At 36.9% G+C, this 16,111-nt stretch carries 12 protein-coding genes; all 12 read left to right on the plus strand.

Annotation, left to right across the window (positions count from 1 at the left end):
• The first annotated feature begins 650 nt into the window (after positions 1–650).
• Positions 651–4,055: a hypothetical protein gene (locus GV828_RS05015; RefSeq protein ID WP_166536388.1), complete on the plus strand. Its 3,405-nt coding sequence runs from the start codon at positions 651–653 to the stop codon at positions 4,053–4,055.
• A gap of 51 nt (positions 4,056–4,106) precedes the next feature.
• A complete protein-coding gene (locus GV828_RS05020; protein WP_166536389.1) occupies positions 4,107–4,589 on the plus strand; it encodes a hypothetical protein in 483 nt (160 codons plus the stop codon).
• A 368-nt stretch (positions 4,590–4,957) separates the two neighbouring features.
• Positions 4,958–5,167, plus strand: a complete 210-nt coding sequence (locus GV828_RS05025) for a hypothetical protein (RefSeq protein WP_166536390.1) — start codon at positions 4,958–4,960, stop codon at positions 5,165–5,167.
• Between the two features lie 54 nt (positions 5,168–5,221).
• On the plus strand, positions 5,222–5,905 hold the full coding sequence (locus GV828_RS05030; protein WP_166536391.1) for a GLPGLI family protein: 684 nt from the start codon (positions 5,222–5,224) through the stop codon (positions 5,903–5,905).
• A 32-nt stretch (positions 5,906–5,937) separates the two neighbouring features.
• The gene (locus tag GV828_RS05035; protein WP_166536392.1) at positions 5,938–8,604 is read left to right on the plus strand and encodes a carboxypeptidase-like regulatory domain-containing protein; all 2,667 of its coding nucleotides are present in this window, start codon (positions 5,938–5,940) and stop codon (positions 8,602–8,604) included.
• Positions 8,605–8,652: 48 nt separating this feature from the next.
• Positions 8,653–8,778 carry a hypothetical protein gene (locus GV828_RS13245; RefSeq protein ID WP_262885810.1) on the plus strand — a complete coding sequence of 42 codons (126 nt, stop codon included), beginning with the start codon at positions 8,653–8,655 and terminating at the stop codon, positions 8,776–8,778.
• Positions 8,779–8,849: 71 nt separating this feature from the next.
• On the plus strand, positions 8,850–10,376 hold the full coding sequence (gene purH, locus GV828_RS05040; RefSeq protein WP_166536393.1) for a bifunctional phosphoribosylaminoimidazolecarboxamide formyltransferase/IMP cyclohydrolase: 1,527 nt from the start codon (positions 8,850–8,852) through the stop codon (positions 10,374–10,376).
• A 54-nt stretch (positions 10,377–10,430) separates the two neighbouring features.
• Positions 10,431–11,459 (plus strand): rod shape-determining protein, encoded by a 1,029-nt coding sequence (locus GV828_RS05045; RefSeq protein ID WP_166536394.1) that lies wholly within the window; start codon positions 10,431–10,433, stop codon positions 11,457–11,459.
• 12 nt (positions 11,460–11,471) lie between these two features.
• Positions 11,472–12,302, plus strand: a complete 831-nt coding sequence (gene mreC, locus GV828_RS05050) for a rod shape-determining protein MreC (RefSeq protein WP_166536395.1) — start codon at positions 11,472–11,474, stop codon at positions 12,300–12,302.
• Complete coding sequence (locus tag GV828_RS05055) at positions 12,295–12,804, plus strand: rod shape-determining protein MreD (protein ID WP_166536396.1); 510 nt, start codon at positions 12,295–12,297, stop codon at positions 12,802–12,804. The genes mreC and GV828_RS05055 overlap by 8 nt, the downstream gene beginning before the upstream one ends.
• Positions 12,801–14,708, plus strand: a complete 1,908-nt coding sequence (gene mrdA / locus GV828_RS05060) for a penicillin-binding protein 2 (RefSeq protein ID WP_166536397.1) — start codon at positions 12,801–12,803, stop codon at positions 14,706–14,708. The genes GV828_RS05055 and mrdA overlap by 4 nt, the downstream gene beginning before the upstream one ends.
• Positions 14,677–15,933 carry a rod shape-determining protein RodA gene (gene rodA / locus GV828_RS05065; protein ID WP_166536398.1) on the plus strand — a complete coding sequence of 419 codons (1,257 nt, stop codon included), beginning with the start codon at positions 14,677–14,679 and terminating at the stop codon, positions 15,931–15,933. The genes mrdA and rodA overlap by 32 nt, the downstream gene beginning before the upstream one ends.
• Positions 15,934–16,111 lie beyond the last annotated feature (178 nt).

The following is a 16,111-nucleotide window of genomic DNA, read 5'->3' on the forward strand; positions in this document are numbered from 1 at the left end:
TGCCAATAATTTTTCCTTAGCCCCGATTATACATGAGTTATGAGTTATGAATTATGAGTTATGAGTTTTTCGAGGCAGGATTTCGTAACTTGGAATTTAAAATTATTAACACCAACGAACGCAAAGTGATTCGCAAAGTTCACAAGGTTTTTCCCTTGGAATTTGCAATTTCTTTATTGGAATTTTTCTCCCTGTGTTTCCAAAAATGCCAAAAATTTTTCCTTAGCCCCGATTATACATAAGTTATGAATTATGAGTTATGAGTTTTTCGAGGGAGGATTTCGTAACTTGGAATTTAAAATTATTAACCGCAACGAACGCAATGTGATTCGCAAAGTTCACAAGGTTTTTCCCTTGGAATTTGCAATTTCTTTATTGGAATTTTTCTCCCTGTGTTTCCAAAAATGCCAATAATTTTTCCTTAGCCCCGATTATACATGAGTTATGAGTTATGAATTATGAGTTATGAGTTTTTCGAGGCAGGATTTCGTAACTTGGAATTTAAAATTATTAACACCAACGAACGCAAAGTAATTCGCAAAGTTCGCAAGGTTTTTCCTTTGGAATTTGCAATTTCTTCATTGGAATTTATAATCCTTGTAATTTGACCTCCAGAATACTACTTTAGCAGTTTTGGAGTTATAGTATTTATGTTGAGGAAACTGCTCATTTTTATGGTTGCTTTTTGCGCTTGCCAACTCTATGGTCAAGAGCTTAAAACTCCGTACCAAACTAAGAAAATTGTGGCAGATTCTGGAGCGGTAAAAATTGACAGCCTTTCGATCAATCCTGCTTTTTTTGAACTAAAAGACAAATTCGGAAACGTCCTAGACAAATCTTTTTACGTTGTTGATTATGAATCAGGTAGCGTTTCGTTTACGAAAAAAAATTTCGTTGGCGATACTTTAGAAGTGGCGTATTTGCCTTACCCGAAATTCATCACCAAAGAATATTCTATTTACAATCAAAGTCGGGTTGTGGCAAATGATGCCGGAAACGGAGTTTTGTATAAATCTGAAAATGAGTTGGTTAACAACTTCAAACCGTTTGATGGATTAAACACTTCGGGAAGCATCACCCGAGGAATTACGGTAGGAAATAATCAAAATGCGGTAGTCAATTCTAATTTAGATTTACAAATTACAGGGAAAATTTCGGATAAAGTTGGGCTTCGGGCGTCCATCCAAGACAGCAATATTCCGCTACAAGAAGGCGGTTATTCGCAAAAATTAGATGAGTTTGACCAAATTTTTATCGAATTATTTTCTGACAATTGGAATATTCGTGCCGGAGATTTGTTTCTCGAAAATCGGAAATCTCGTTTTTTAAATTTCAATAAAAAAGTGCAAGGTTTGGCGGCCAATTTTACCTTTGGTGGCGATGAAAATAAAACGAATGTTTTTGGTTCGGCGGCTTTGGTGCGAGGTCAATATGCCCGAAGCAGTTTTACGGGTCAGGAAGGCAATCAAGGTCCTTATAAATTGACCGGATCTAACGGCGAATTGTATGTTTTGGTAATTTCCGGAAGCGAACGGGTTTACGTAAATGGCATATTGCTCACGCGAGGCGAAAACAATGATTATGTGATTGATTACAACGCCGGAGAAATTATTTTCACCACTTTATTTCCCATTACTTCAGAAATGCGGATTAATGTGGAATACCAATTTTCTGACCGGAATTTCACCCGTTTTGTGACTTATGCAGGTGCTGAACACACGAATAAAAACTGGAGTTTATCGGGTTATTTATACTCAGAAAATGACGTGAAAAATCAGCCTTTGCAACAAAGTCTTTCAGCTGAACAAGTGCAAATTCTCAAGGAAGCCGGAGACGATGTTTCGGCGATGTTTGCGCCTTCGGCTTATGAAGATGCTTTTTCCGAAAATAAAATTTTGTACAAAAAAACCATCGTTTCCGGAGTGGAAGTTTTTGAGTATTCCAACAATCCGGATGATGTTTTGTTTAATGTGAGATTTTCGTTGGTTGGGCAAAATCAAGGCAATTATATTTTGGCAAATAATGCTGCCGTTGGCAAAATTTACAGCTATGTTGCTCCGGTAAATGGCGTTCCTCAAGGAAATTTTGAACCACAAATTCGGTTGATTGCTCCCACGAAAATTCAGGTGGCGAGCGTTATGGGAAAATACCAAAAAGAAGAAAAAACGCTGGTTGACTTTGAAATTGGCGTAAGCGATAATGATTTGAATCTTTTTTCGGACCAAGATGACAATGATAACAAAGGTTTAGCGGGAAAACTTTTTGCGAAGCAACAATTATTTTCTCGCAAAAAATGGACCATCGATGCTTTTGCCGACTTTCAATTTGTGCAACAAGAATTTAAAACCATCGAACGTTTATACTCGATAGAATTTAACAGGGATTGGAATATTGCTGCTACAAATGGCGACCAAACCCTTTTGATTACAGGCTTGAATTTCAATTTAAAAGAAAATGGTCAAGCCAAATACCAGTTAGAGAAATTAGATTTTTCGGAAAGTTTTTCGGGAACACGGCATATTTTTGAAAGTAATTTAAAACTGAAAAAACTCACCGTTTTAAGTCAGTCGAGTGCGTTGAAAAGCGACAGTAATTATGCCGAATCGCAATTTATCCGAAGTCAAAACCAAGCGCGATACAATTTTCAAAAAAACTGGATTGGCGCTTCATTTCGCTATGAAAATAATCGTGAAAAAATAAAATCCACGCAGCTTTTTTCGGCGTTAAGCCAAAAATTTACCGAATATGGCGCCTTTTTTGGGCGTGGCGATAGCACTAAAGTTTTTGCAGAAATTGGTTATTTACGTAGAGTAAATGACAGTTTGGTAGGAAATGTGATTCAAAAAGTAAACACCTCTGATTCCTATTATTTAAAGTCAAGATTGCTCAAAACCGATCAATCAGAACTTTCGGTTTTTGTGAATTACAGAAATTTAGTTTTCGAAAACAATCAGCCTAATGAGCCTTCTTTAAATTCGAGAATTTTGTACAATGACCGATTTTTTAATCAATTATTGCAAATTTCTTCGGCTTACGAAACTACTTCAGGAACAATTGCTCAGCAAGAATTTACCTATCTCGAAGTAGAACCCGGACGTGGCGTTTACACATGGATTGATTATAATGGCAACGGTATTCAGGAATTAGAAGAATTTGAAGTAGCGCAATTTAGCGATCAAGCTAAATTTGTAAGAATCTTTTTGCCGAACCAAATTTTTGTCAAAACGCATCAAAATAAATTTTCTACTGCATTAAATATTAACCCGTTACAATGGCAAAATGAAAAAGGTTTCAAAAAAATATTGTCCTATTTCTACAACCAAACTTCTTTTTTAATTGACCGAAAAATTTTCCGAAATGACAACTTTGACCTTAATCCTTTTTCCGGAAAAGAAGATGGATTGCTCGGGCTTAATTACAGTTTGCGAAACAGTTTATTTTACAATCGCGGCAAGCAAAAACACTCCATTACTTATACTTTTTTGAAAAACCGCGTGCGAAATTTATTGTCCGTTGGTTCTCAAGAAACCGAAAATAACGCTAACCAACTGCAATATTTACATTTGCTCAAACAATCGTGGTTATTGGGTTTAAATGTCAGCGAAACCACGTCAACATTGACCTCTGAGAACTACGGAAGCAAAAATTTCAACGTTCAATCGTATCAATTAGCGCCAAAAATTTCTTATTTATTTTCAAAAAACACCAGTTGGGATTTGTTTTATGAATTTCAAAACAAAAAAAATAAAATTGGCGACCTCGAAACCCTAACCCAACATCGAATCGGAACGTCTTTTACCTTAAATTCCGAAAAGAAATTTTCTATGAACGGCGAATTTTCTCTCTTCGAAAATAATTTCACGGGAAATACACTTTCCGCCGTCGCTTATCAAATGCTTGAAGGATTGCAACCCGGTCAAAACCTGACGTGGCGATTGCTTTTGCAAAAAAACCTCACCCAATTTTTAGATGTAAATATCAATTATGAAGGCCGTAAAAGCGAAGATTTCAAAGCGATTCACACCGGAAACGTTCAACTGCGAGCCTATTTTTAACATTGATGTTCAATTAATTGTCTATATTTGACCATTACAAAATTTTAAAAAATGAAAACGAAAATAGCTTCAATCGCACTTTTATCAGCAATATTCTTTGCCTCTTGCAAGCAAGAATTACAACCGCAAGAAAGCCTACCCCAAACAGAAAATCCAGAAAATATTTCAATACAAGAAAACAAAGAATTTTTTCAACAGCCTATCGAAGCCGCACCAGCTGTAACGCAAACGCCAACGCAAGTTCCGGCACCAGCCCAAACGACAACAACCGCACCAGGAATGAATCCTCCACACGGACAACCTGGACACCGTTGCGATATTGCCGTTGGAGCTCCTTTAAATTCTGCACCAGCACAAAAACCAGCTGCACAACCCACTCCGCAACCCGTTCAACCGCAACCTGCACCACAAGTGGTTCAACAACCCACGCAAGTTGCTCCCGGAATGAATCCTCCACACGGACAACCTGGACACCGTTGCGATATTGCCGTTGGAGCGCCACTAGCTTCAGCACCAGCCCCGAAAAACCAGTAATTTTTTTAAAAATAGTTATAAAGCGACCCAACCAGTCGCTTTTTTTTTGAAAAATATTTGGGCGTGCCGTATTGCTTCCCCGAAGTGTCGGAAAGCAACACGTCGGGCTGTACGCTTTATCTTTTATAAATTACCCCGGGATTGAAATCCCCGGCAATTCATAAAAGGATGCCACTTCCATCCCTCACGCAAACATGCGCCGAGATTTAAAATTTTCATAAATTTAAACATCAAACCACTTTTAGTATTAAATATTATATTTTTACAACATTAATTAATTTTTTCAAACAAAACTTGCATATAAAAAAAAACTTCCTTTGACTTGTTGCAACAAAAACCAATTTATAATTTTAAAAAATTTAAAACACATGAAAAAATTATTATTTAGTGCATTTGCTGTGATGGCATTTGCCGGAAGTTCGTTTGCAGGTAACGTGGAGAACAAAAAAAACGTTGATTGCGTTTTCGTCGCTATCGACTTTTTGGAAGCGGTAGATCCTGACTATAACTTGAATCAAGAACAAGTAAATTTCATATTTCAATTAGCATATCACACTTGCTTAAAATACAACAACTAATTTTTCAGAATTTCTCAGTATAATTACTGAGAAATTCTTTTTAAAACAGCTTCTATGAAACATCTACTTTTATATGTTCTACTAATACCATTTTCCTTCTCTTGTTTTGGACAAAAAAGTTCTGGAAGAATTATTTACAAAATACGTCCTATCACTTTAGAGGGTAAAGCTGCAAAAGACAATCCATTAGTTCAAGAAACCAAAAAAATTTCTGAAGCACAAACTTTTGAGTTAGCGTTCAATCAATCTTTATCAAAATTTACCTTGATTAAAAACCTAACCACAGACGAAACTGACGACAATCTTTCGAGACTTGCCTCAATTACTTTTACAACGGAAGATACTTACTTTACCGAAAAAAAATCGAACAAACAAATAGTTGAAAAACATGATGGAACATTAGTTGAAAAGGAAAGTTTAAAAAAAGACTGGACAATCACATCAGAGACAAAAAAAATTGGAAATTACATTTGCACTAAAGCCACATTAGATTTGCCAATTATCAATAGAAAAGGAGAAAAAAAAACCATTCCTATCGTTGCTTGGTTTGCGCCGGCGATTCCTTCAGGTTACGGACCGAAAGAATTTTACGGTTTGCCAGGATTAATTTTAGAACTAACCGAAAGACAAACTACTTATTTAGTTTCAAAAATCACGTGGGTTAAAAATTCGGAGATTAAAATCGCTATTCCAAAAGGCAAAAAAATTTCAGAAGCAGAATATTTAAAAAATATGTAAAGTCAAAAAAATTCTCCACTTAACCCACCTCAATGCCCAAACCCCTCCTCTTTTTTCTTCTCTTCTCCATTTCCGCGTTTTCACAGAAAATCATTGTCGGGACGGTTTCCGATACGCTTCAAAATCCGTTGGAGTCTGCCAATATTTTGGCAAAACCACTCGACGAAAACGGCGGGATTAAATTTGCCATTGCCGATAACAAAGGCCGTTACCGCATTGATATTCCTAAAAATATGCGGTACGAACTTTCGGTGTCTTACATTGGTTACCAAGACGCGGTTTTTATTGTAGAAGCCAATGCCGAAATTAGCGAGCATCATTTTGTACTCAAAAATACTGGCGAAACCATCAAAGAAATTGTCATTACCCACGATTACAAACCCATCGAAATTAAAAAAGATACCATGACGTTTGATGTCAAGGCTTTCGCCAATGGCAACGAACGCAAAATGAAGGAAGTGCTCGAAAAACTTCCGGGTGTAGAAGTGGCCAAAAACGGAACTGTAACCGTTCAGGGAAAAAAAGTGACCAAAATGCTTGTGGAAGGCGATTTGTTTTTTGGCGGTGGTTCGAAATTGGCGGTCGAAAATATTCCAGCAGATGCCATTCAAAAAATTGAAGTAATTGACAACTTTAACGAAGTGGGTTTTATGAAGCAAGTATCTGACAGCGAAGATCTTGCCATGAATGTCAAACTCAAAGAAGAAAAAAAGAAATTTATTTTTGGCGATGTCCAAGCGGGAATTGAAGCCGGAAATGACGACAACGGTTTTTATTTAGGTCACGCGGCTTTGTTTTATTACAGCCCAAAAACCAACTTCGGACTCATTGCAGACGCCAATAATTTCGGGAAAAGTGTTTTTACTTTCGACGATTTGATGCGGTTTGAAGGAGGCGTGAGTTCTTATCTTTCGGGCAGAAAATCGCTCAGCAATTTGTATTCGTTTGTACATGAAAATACAGATGTGGTGGAAAATAAATCGCAGTTTGCCGCACTCAATTTTACCCATAAATTATCGGATAAAGTGGCGCTTTCGGGTTTTGGCTTGTTTTCCAAAATATTTTCGGTGGCAAAAGACGAAGTTTTTAACCAATACCTTCAAAATGAAACCACCATTTTCGAAAACAGAAACACACGCAACCAAAACAAAGCATTGCTAGCAATGGGAAATGTGAAATTGGATTATTCGTCATCAAACAATGAAAAATTGTATTATAATGTACAATTTCAAAGTTCGAACAATAATTATCTCACAAATATCCAAACGATTTCACCTTCGGGAAATAACAATTTTGAAGCTTTGCGCGAAGCCGATAATATTTCGCTTAAACAATATGTGGAATGGCACAAGGCTTTTAACCAAAATCACACTGGAACTTTCGTGGTAAACCACGCTTTTGACCAAAATAAACCTGAAAATTTATGGTTAACTGATGCGCCATTTTTAGCCGGATTTATTCCTTTGGAAGAAGATGCTCAATACAAAATTTCGCAACTCAAAAATATCAAAACCAATAGTGTTGATGCGATGTTCAAGCATTATTGGATTGTCAATAACTTCAACCATCTTTATACAATTATCGGCAATAATTTTGAAAATTCAGCCTTAAAAACTTCCGAAAAACAATTGCTTTCTGACGGAAGTATTAATGATTTTGCCGAAGCCGGATTTGGAAACGACCTCCATTACCAGCTAAACGACGCTTATTTGGGATTGGAATACAAATTTAAAATTGGAAAAGTCATCACCAAACCCGGCATCTACGGACATTTTTATCATTTGAACACCAATCAATTTGGAGACAACAAAAATGTAAGTAAATTTTTACTTCAACCGCAGTTGGAAAGCGAAATTGAATTCAATAAATCCGAAAGTTTGAAGTTAAAATACCGTTTGGAAAATGATTTCCCCGATGCCGAAAATTTTGCCAATCGGTTTTCGCTCACAAGCTATAATTCTGTTTTTAAAGGAAATTCGCTTTTACAAAACGAACGCTTTCATTCGGCCAATTTATTTTATAGCAAATTTAGCTCGTATCGAGGTTTGAGGTTGAATGCTTCTGCGAATTTCAACAAAAAAACCAGAACGCTTCGCAACGAAATTATCCTGGAAGGCATCAACCAATATGCCACGCCAATTCTCACGCACAATCCCGAAACCAATTGGCGCGTTTACGGCTCGATTGCCAAAAATATTTACAAATTTAATTTGTCGGTAAACAGCAGTTTGTCGTGGTTTCAATACATTCAAAACGTGAATAATATTGCCACTGAAAATAACCGTGACAGTCAAAACATTGGCGTAGAACTGAAAACCGCCAACCGAAAATGGCCTTTCGTTAGTGTGAAATATACCAAAGGTTTCAACCAATTTAGCGGTTTGACCCAATCGACTTTTGAAACCGATTTGTTCGAAGCTAAACTCGATATTTCCCTTACAAAATCGCTTTCGTTTAAAGCCGATTACGAAAATTTCTTCAACCAAAACAGCCAAAATCAAAGCAATCGCTACGAAATTGCCAATGCTTCGCTTTTATACCAAAAGAAAAATAGCGCTTGGACTTTTGAGGTTTTTGCCAATAATTTGCTCAACAACCGCATCAAGGAAAGCAATTCTTTCTCGGATTTTTTGATTAGCCAAAGACGCACTTTTATTTTGCCACGCGTGGTGATGTTGGCTGTGAGTTATAAGTTGTAATCTGGTAAGAAATTCCAAATTCCAAGGGAATTGAAAATTACAATGGCAATGTCAAACCGAAAATTTCAAAAAAAAATTGGTGCATTCGTGGCGTTTTTTACAGAAGTTTCAAATACTTTGCGACTTCGCGTCTTGGCGAGCGAAAAAAAATTCCAAGAAAAACTCGAAACCTGAAACAAAAAACTTCCCTTTCAACTTTCGACTATAATAACTACTTTTGCACGCTTAAACACAACTACACAACAATGAACAATTCAAAAAAAATTAAATCGGCATTGGTTTCCGTTTTTTCAAAAGACGGATTAGAACCAATTGTGAAAAAGTTGCACGAGCAAAACGTGGTTTTTTATTCAACCGGAGGAACAGAAGAATTTTTAAAAAACCTTGGTATTCCTGTGATTCCGGTAGAAGATATAACCTCTTATCCATCTATTTTGGGCGGAAGAGTGAAAACCTTACACCCGAAAATTTTTGGCGGCATTTTAAACCGTCAAGACCATGAAGGCGATGTTTCGCAAATGGAGGAATACAACATTCCACAGATTGATTTGGTGATTGTTGATTTATATCCTTTTGAAAAAACCGTAGCTTCTGGTGCTTCGGAAGCTGATATTATTGAAAAAATTGATATTGGTGGCATTTCTCTAATTCGTGCTGCCGCAAAAAATTTTAAAGATACCGCGATTGTTTCGTCAATGGAACAATACGCAGATTTTTTAGAATTGATTTCAAAACAAAACGGCGAACTTTCTTTAGAAGATAGAAAATTATTGGCTACCAAAGCTTTTCATGTTTCCTCACATTACGATTCGGCGATTTTCAATTATTTTAATGAAGATGAAACCGTTTACAAGCAAAGCATTGCCAACGGACAAACGCTTCGTTACGGTGAAAACCCGCATCAAAAAGGATTTTTCTTTGGAGAATTTGAAAAGATGTTCGATAAAATTCATGGCAAAGAACTTTCGTACAATAATTTGCTCGATGTTGATGCTGCTGTTAATTTGATTTTAGAATTTAAAAATAACGAACCTACTTTTGCCATTTTAAAACACAACAACGCTTGTGGTTTGGCTACCAGAAGTACGATGAGAGAAGCCTATCTTGATGCTTTGGCTGGAGATCCGACTTCGGCATTTGGTGGTGTTTTAATTGCCAATGGAAATATTGACAGCGAAACGGCTCGGGAAATCAACCAATTATTTTGCGAAGTGGTGATTGCTCCTTCCTTTAGCGAAGAAGCCATTGTCATTCTTTCTGAAAAGAAAAACAGAATTATTTTGGTTCAAAAAGATACTGAACTTCCTGAACGTCAGGTTAGAACATGCCTAAACGGATTATTGGTTCAAGATAGAAATTCGGTAACGGACAATAAAGAACAACTAAAAACCGTTACAACAACTCCCCCATCTTCAGACGAAATTGAAGATTTGTTATTTGCATCAAAAATTTGCAAAAACACCAAGTCCAACACCATTGTTTTGGCAAAAAACAAACAGCTTATTGCATCGGGAACCGGACAAACTTCTCGAGTTGACGCATTAAAACAAGCAATTGAAAAAGCAAAAAGTTTTAATTTTAATTTAAACGGAGCCGTGATGGCAAGCGACGCTTTTTTCCCATTTCCTGATTGTGTAGAAATCGCAAGTCAGGCTGGAATTGGAGCTGTCATTCAACCTGGCGGTTCTATTAAAGACGAATTAAGCATCGATTTTTGTAATAAAAATAAAGTTGCAATGGTATTTACAGGAACACGTCATTTCAAACATTAATTTATGTAACTTTGCGTGTTAAATTTTATAAACATTTTAAACCCTAATTAAAGTATGGGATTTTTTGATTTCATGACCGAGGACATCGCGATTGACCTTGGAACAGCTAACACTCTAATAATCCACAATGATAAAGTGGTAATCGACAGTCCATCAATTGTGGCACGTGATAGAGTTTCGGGAAAAATTATTGCTGTTGGTAAAGAAGCCAGTATGATGCAGGGGAAAACCCATGAAAACATAAAAACCATCCGACCTTTGAAAGACGGAGTTATCGCTGACTTTGATGCTTCGGAGAAAATGATCAGCATGTTTATAAAAAGTATTCCTGCTTTAAAGAAAAAATTATTTACGCCAGCTTTAAGAATGGTCATTTGCATTCCTTCGGGAATTACTGAGGTAGAAATGCGTGCCGTAAAAGAATCTGCAGAACGTGTAAATGGTAAAGAAGTTTACTTGATTCACGAGCCAATGGCGGCTGCAATTGGTATTGGTGTTGATATTATGCAACCAAAAGGAAACATGATTGTGGACATTGGTGGTGGAACAACCGAAATTGCCGTGATTGCTTTAGGCGGAATTGTTTGCGACAAATCAGTAAAAATTGCTGGTGACGTTTTTACCAACGACATCGTGTATTACATGCGAACGCAACACAACCTTTTTGTGGGAGAAAGCACGGCAGAAAAAATTAAAATTGAAATTGGTGCTGCAATTGAAGACCTCGAAACACCGCCAGACGACATGTCGGTTCAAGGACGAGATTTGTTAACCGGAAAACCAAAACAAGTGGAAGTTTCATTTAGAGAAATTGCCAAAGCATTAGACAAATCAATTCAAAGAATTGAAGATGCGGTGATGGAAACTTTATCTCAAACACCTCCGGAATTAGCAGCCGACATTTACAATACCGGAATTTATCTTGCAGGAGGAGGATCAATGTTAAGAGGTTTAGATAAAAGAATTTCTCAAAAAACCGCCCTTCCGGTTTACATTGCCGAAGACCCTTTGAGAGCTGTAGTGAGAGGAACCGGAATGGCACTAAAAAATATTCCAAAATTCAGAAGCATACTAATAAAATAATAGCATCGTTTCATGCAGCAAATCTTTAATTTTTTACTGAAAAACAGCAATAAATTGCTGTTTTTGCTGCTTTTGGGCATTTCGTTAGTGCTTACTATTCAATCGCATTCTTACCACCGAAGCAAAGTGGTTACTTCCGCTAATTACGTTAGTGGCGGTGTTTATGAAAAAGTCAATGATGTGAAAGAATATTTGAGCCTGAAATCTCAAAACGAACAATTAGCGCAAGAAAATGCACTTTTGCGAAAATTGCTTTACAACAGTACTGATTCTACTGAAATTGTGGTAAAAGATAGTTTGAAAGGTTTTGAGAAAATAAATGTCATCCAATCGAAAATCATTAAAAATTCTTACAACGTAAAAGAAAATTATCTTACTTTAAATAGCGGTGCCAAAGCAGGAATCAAGCCGGATATGGGTGTGGTAAACAGTTTGGGAATTGTAGGAATTGTAGAACATACTTCAAAAAATTATGCTACGGTAATTAGCGTTTTGAATACCAAAATAAAAATTAACGCCAAATTCAAAAAGTCAAATCACTTTGGTACTTTAACTTGGAACGGAAAAAGTACCGGATTTCTGCAGTTAGTGGACGTTCCGCGATTGGCACAAGTGAGAAAAGGCGATACGATTGTTACCGGAAACGAATCGGTTACTTTTCCACCGGGAATTGGCATTGGAACAATTGATAAAGTTTACACCGATAAAGTGACCAATTATTATACGCTAGACATTAAATTGTTTAACGACATGACTAATTTAGGACATGTGTATATTTTGGAAAATTACGAAAAAAAGGAAATTGAACAGCTTGAAGCACAAACTGTAACCGAAGATGAATAGTATGCTTTTGCTCAATATTGCACGATTTGTGTTGCTCATTGCCGTTCAGGTTTTGGTGTTTAATGAAATGGATTTTTTCGGGTACATCAATCCTTATCCATATATTTTATTCATTTTGTTGTATCCCGTTAATGGAAATCGTGCCGGATTATTAGCCGCCAGTTTTTTGTTGGGAATTACGATGGATATGTTTTGTGATTCTGGCGGGGTTCATGCGGCAGCATCAGTAGTTTTAGCGTATGTTAGACCGTCATTTTTCCGATTTTCATTTGGCGTAAGTTATGAATACCAAACCGTTAGAATTAACGACAAGCTTTCGCCCGAAAGATTTTCTTTCCTGTTGGTTTCAGTTTTAACACATCACATAATACTATTTACGCTGGAAATTTTTAAATTCAGTTTTATTCTAAATATTTTATTACGAACGCTATTCAGTTCCATTTTCACCCTGATTATTTGCATCGGAATTATTTACATTTTTAAGCCTTCAACCAAACGATGAGAAAAGCCTTTTTGCCAGTTTTGATAATTGTAGTTACAATAATCATTGTAGCCAGGCTTTTTTATTTGCAAATCATTGATGATTCTTTCATAAAGAAGTCGGACAATAACGCTATTAAAATCAAATACGATTATCCCGAACGCGGTTACATGTACGATCGAAATGGAAAATTGTTGGTCGCCAACCAACCGTCTTATGATGTGATGGTGATTCCCAATGAAATTAAAAACCTCGATACTTTAAGTTTTTGTTCGCTATTAAAAGTTACAAAAGAAGAATTTTTGGCAAAAATTGCTAAAGCCAAAGTGTACAGCCCGAGATTACCATCGGTATTTTTACCACAATTGAACAAAAAAGAATATGCAGGATTTCAGGAAAAAATAAGAAAATTTCAAGGATTTTATATTCAAAAACGTTCGCTTCGGGATTATCAAACCAAATCTGGAGCCAATGTTTTCGGGTACATTGCACAAGTAAATGACGCCATCATCAAAAAAAATCCATATTACAAAAGTGGAGATTTAATTGGTCGTCAAGGGGTGGAAGAAGTTTACGAAGATGTTTTACGAGGTGTGAAAGGTGTAAAATATATTCAACGTGATCGATTTAACCGAGAAATTGGCTCTTACAAAGAAGGTGTTTATGATACCATTCCGGTTCAAGGAAAAGATGTAACCCTCTCACTCGACTTGGTTTTACAAGAATATGGCGAACAATTAATGGTCAACAAACGTGGTGGAATCGTAGCTCTCGAACCAAAATCCGGAGAAATTTTAGCCTTAGTTTCGGCACCAACTTACGATCCGGCTTTGCTTGTAGGTAGAGAACGCTCGAGAAACTATACGAAACTTTATAACGATTCATTAGCAAAACCATTATATGATAGAGGTCTTCTGGCAGAATATCCTCCGGGATCGCCATTTAAAATTTTAACCGCCTTAATTGGCTTGCAAGAAGAAGTAATTGACACCCAATCATCGTTTTATTGCCGAAACGGATTTTCCTACGGAAGAGGTGCTTTTATGAAATGTCACGACGTGGGAACCAACAACCTTCACACTGGAATGGCACATTCTTGTAACACTTATTTTGCCAATGTTTTTAAATTAATTATAGATAAATATCCAAAACCTACTTATGGAGTTGACGCTTGGAGCAATCACTTAAAAAGTTTTGGGTTAGGAAGTTTTATGGGATATGATTTGCCTGCTGGAAGAAAAGGGCACATTCCTGATGCCAAATATTACGGCCGTTGGTATCCAAACGGTGGCTGGAGAAGCACCACAATTATTTCTAACTCGATAGGTCAAGGAGAGGTTTTGACCACACCAATTCAATTGGCTAACATGATGGCTGCCGTGGCAAACGAAGGATATTATTACACGCCTCACATCATCAAAAAAATCGAAAATCAACCTATCGACAAAAAATATACAACCAAGCATGTTACCACCATTGACAAGCAACATTTTAAACCCGTGATCGAAGGATTGTCAGCCGTTTATAAAGAAGGAACTGCAAGAAGCTTACAAGTGGAAGGCATTGAAATTTGCGGAAAAACCGGAACCGCAGAAAACAAAACCAAAATTAATGGCGTTACCGTTCAGCTACAAGATCACTCAATTTTCGTGGCTTTTGCACCAAAAGAAAACCCTAAAATTGCCTTGGCTGTTTTTGTGGAAAATGGATATTGGGGAGCTCGTTGGGCTGGACCAATCGCCAGTTTGATGATTGAAAAATATTTAAGAGGAAAAATCACCCGAACCGATCTCGAAAAACGAATGCTGGAAGGAAGTATTGAAGATTATTATGCTAAAATTGCCAGCGGAGAACTTGCAAAGCCAAAAGTAACAGTAAAAAAAGACACCGTAAATGAAAAACCAAAGCGTATCGAACAACATTGATTGGATTACCATCCTGCTCTATTCGATGTTGGTTATCATGGGGTGGCTCAACATTTATTCGGCATCTCTCCCACTCGAGTCTACTTCAATTTTCGATTTAGACCAAATCTATGGTAAGCAAATATTGTTTATCATTTTAACCATCCCACTAATCCTTGTTATTCTCACCGTTGACGCTAAAATTTACGAAAAATATGCATTTGTTTTTTACATCATTGGTTTAGTATCTCTTCTCGGACTTTTTGTTTTTGGAAAAACCATTAAAGGACAAACCAACTGGTACAGTATTGGCGGCTTCACACTACAACCATCGGAGTTTGTAAAAACTTCCACAGCATTACTTTTGGCAAAATATCTCAGTGATGTTCAAGTCAATTTAAAAAATTTAAACGACCAGATTAAAGCCTTTCTAGTCATGGGCGTTCCATTAGTTTTAATTCTAGTTCACGACACCGGAACCGCAATGATTTTTGTAGGATTAGTTTTCGTTCTTTATCGCGAAGGATTACCTTCCGGTTACTTGTGGACAGGATTTGGTGCCATCGGATTATTTTTTCTCGCACTTTTAGTCGAACCCCAATACGTGATTATTATAGCGGCTTTAGCAATGCTAATTCAATTTTTTACAGCAAAACGAATCAACCGAAACCCATTGGCATCCATCATTTTATTTGTCATCGTTTCTGCATTTACTTATTCTGTTGATTTTGTGTATGACAATGTTTTAGAACCCCATCAAAAAGACCGTATCAACGTACTTTTTGGCGGTGATAATGTCGATTTAAAAAATGAAGGATATAACCTCAACCAGTCCATGATTGCCATTGGTTCCGGAGGTTGGTTCGGCAAAGGTTTCCTCGAAGGTACGCAAACCAAAGGCGGTTTCGTTCCCGAACAACATACCGATTATATTTTTACAACCGTTGGCGAAGAATGGGGATTTGTAGGAGCCATCGTTGTAATCGCGCTATTCGTCACGCTTTTCATCCGCCTTATTTATTTGGCCGAAAACCAAAAAACAAAATTCTCCCGGGTTTACGGTTATTGCGTGGTCACCTTTTTATTCATGCACTTTTTGGTAAACATCGCCATGCTCATCCGGCTTTTCCCAACCATCGGAGTGCCGTTACCGTTTTTTTCCTACGGAGGATCGAGCCTTTTTGCGTTCAGCATTTTGTTATTTATTTTTATCAAAATGGACGCTAATAAAGTAAACGAGTGGTAAAAATTTATTTTTAGAAGCGATCTAGAAACCTCGGGACATTTTCCTGCTTTCCGCTACGATCTTTTAGCAAATTGCCTTTGGGTTAAAACCCAAGGCGATCAAAAAAAAGATTTCCGCTTCAAACACGAAGTGTTCACCGAACACCAATTAAAATAAATGTATTGTGAAGTAATCAGGG

Origin of the sequence: Flavobacterium ichthyis (assembly GCF_009915155.1) — a bacterium.
Classification (GTDB): domain Bacteria; phylum Bacteroidota; class Bacteroidia; order Flavobacteriales; family Flavobacteriaceae; genus Flavobacterium; species Flavobacterium ichthyis.

Coding starts and splice junctions, on each gene's coding strand:
- GV828_RS05015 (WP_166536388.1), top strand. CDS start 651: ATGTTGAGGAAACTGCTCATTTTTATGGTTGCTTTTTGCGCTTGCCAA.
- GV828_RS05020 (WP_166536389.1), top strand. CDS start 4,107: ATGAAAACGAAAATAGCTTCAATCGCACTTTTATCAGCAATATTCTTT.
- GV828_RS05025 (WP_166536390.1), top strand. CDS start 4,958: ATGAAAAAATTATTATTTAGTGCATTTGCTGTGATGGCATTTGCCGGA.
- GV828_RS05030 (WP_166536391.1), top strand. CDS start 5,222: ATGAAACATCTACTTTTATATGTTCTACTAATACCATTTTCCTTCTCT.
- GV828_RS05035 (WP_166536392.1), top strand. CDS start 5,938: ATGCCCAAACCCCTCCTCTTTTTTCTTCTCTTCTCCATTTCCGCGTTT.
- GV828_RS13245 (WP_262885810.1), top strand. CDS start 8,653: ATGTCAAACCGAAAATTTCAAAAAAAAATTGGTGCATTCGTGGCGTTT.
- purH (WP_166536393.1), top strand. CDS start 8,850: ATGAACAATTCAAAAAAAATTAAATCGGCATTGGTTTCCGTTTTTTCA.
- GV828_RS05045 (WP_166536394.1), top strand. CDS start 10,431: ATGGGATTTTTTGATTTCATGACCGAGGACATCGCGATTGACCTTGGA.
- mreC (WP_166536395.1), top strand. CDS start 11,472: ATGCAGCAAATCTTTAATTTTTTACTGAAAAACAGCAATAAATTGCTG.
- GV828_RS05055 (WP_166536396.1), top strand. CDS start 12,295: ATGAATAGTATGCTTTTGCTCAATATTGCACGATTTGTGTTGCTCATT.
- mrdA (WP_166536397.1), top strand. CDS start 12,801: ATGAGAAAAGCCTTTTTGCCAGTTTTGATAATTGTAGTTACAATAATC.
- rodA (WP_166536398.1), top strand. CDS start 14,677: ATGAAAAACCAAAGCGTATCGAACAACATTGATTGGATTACCATCCTG.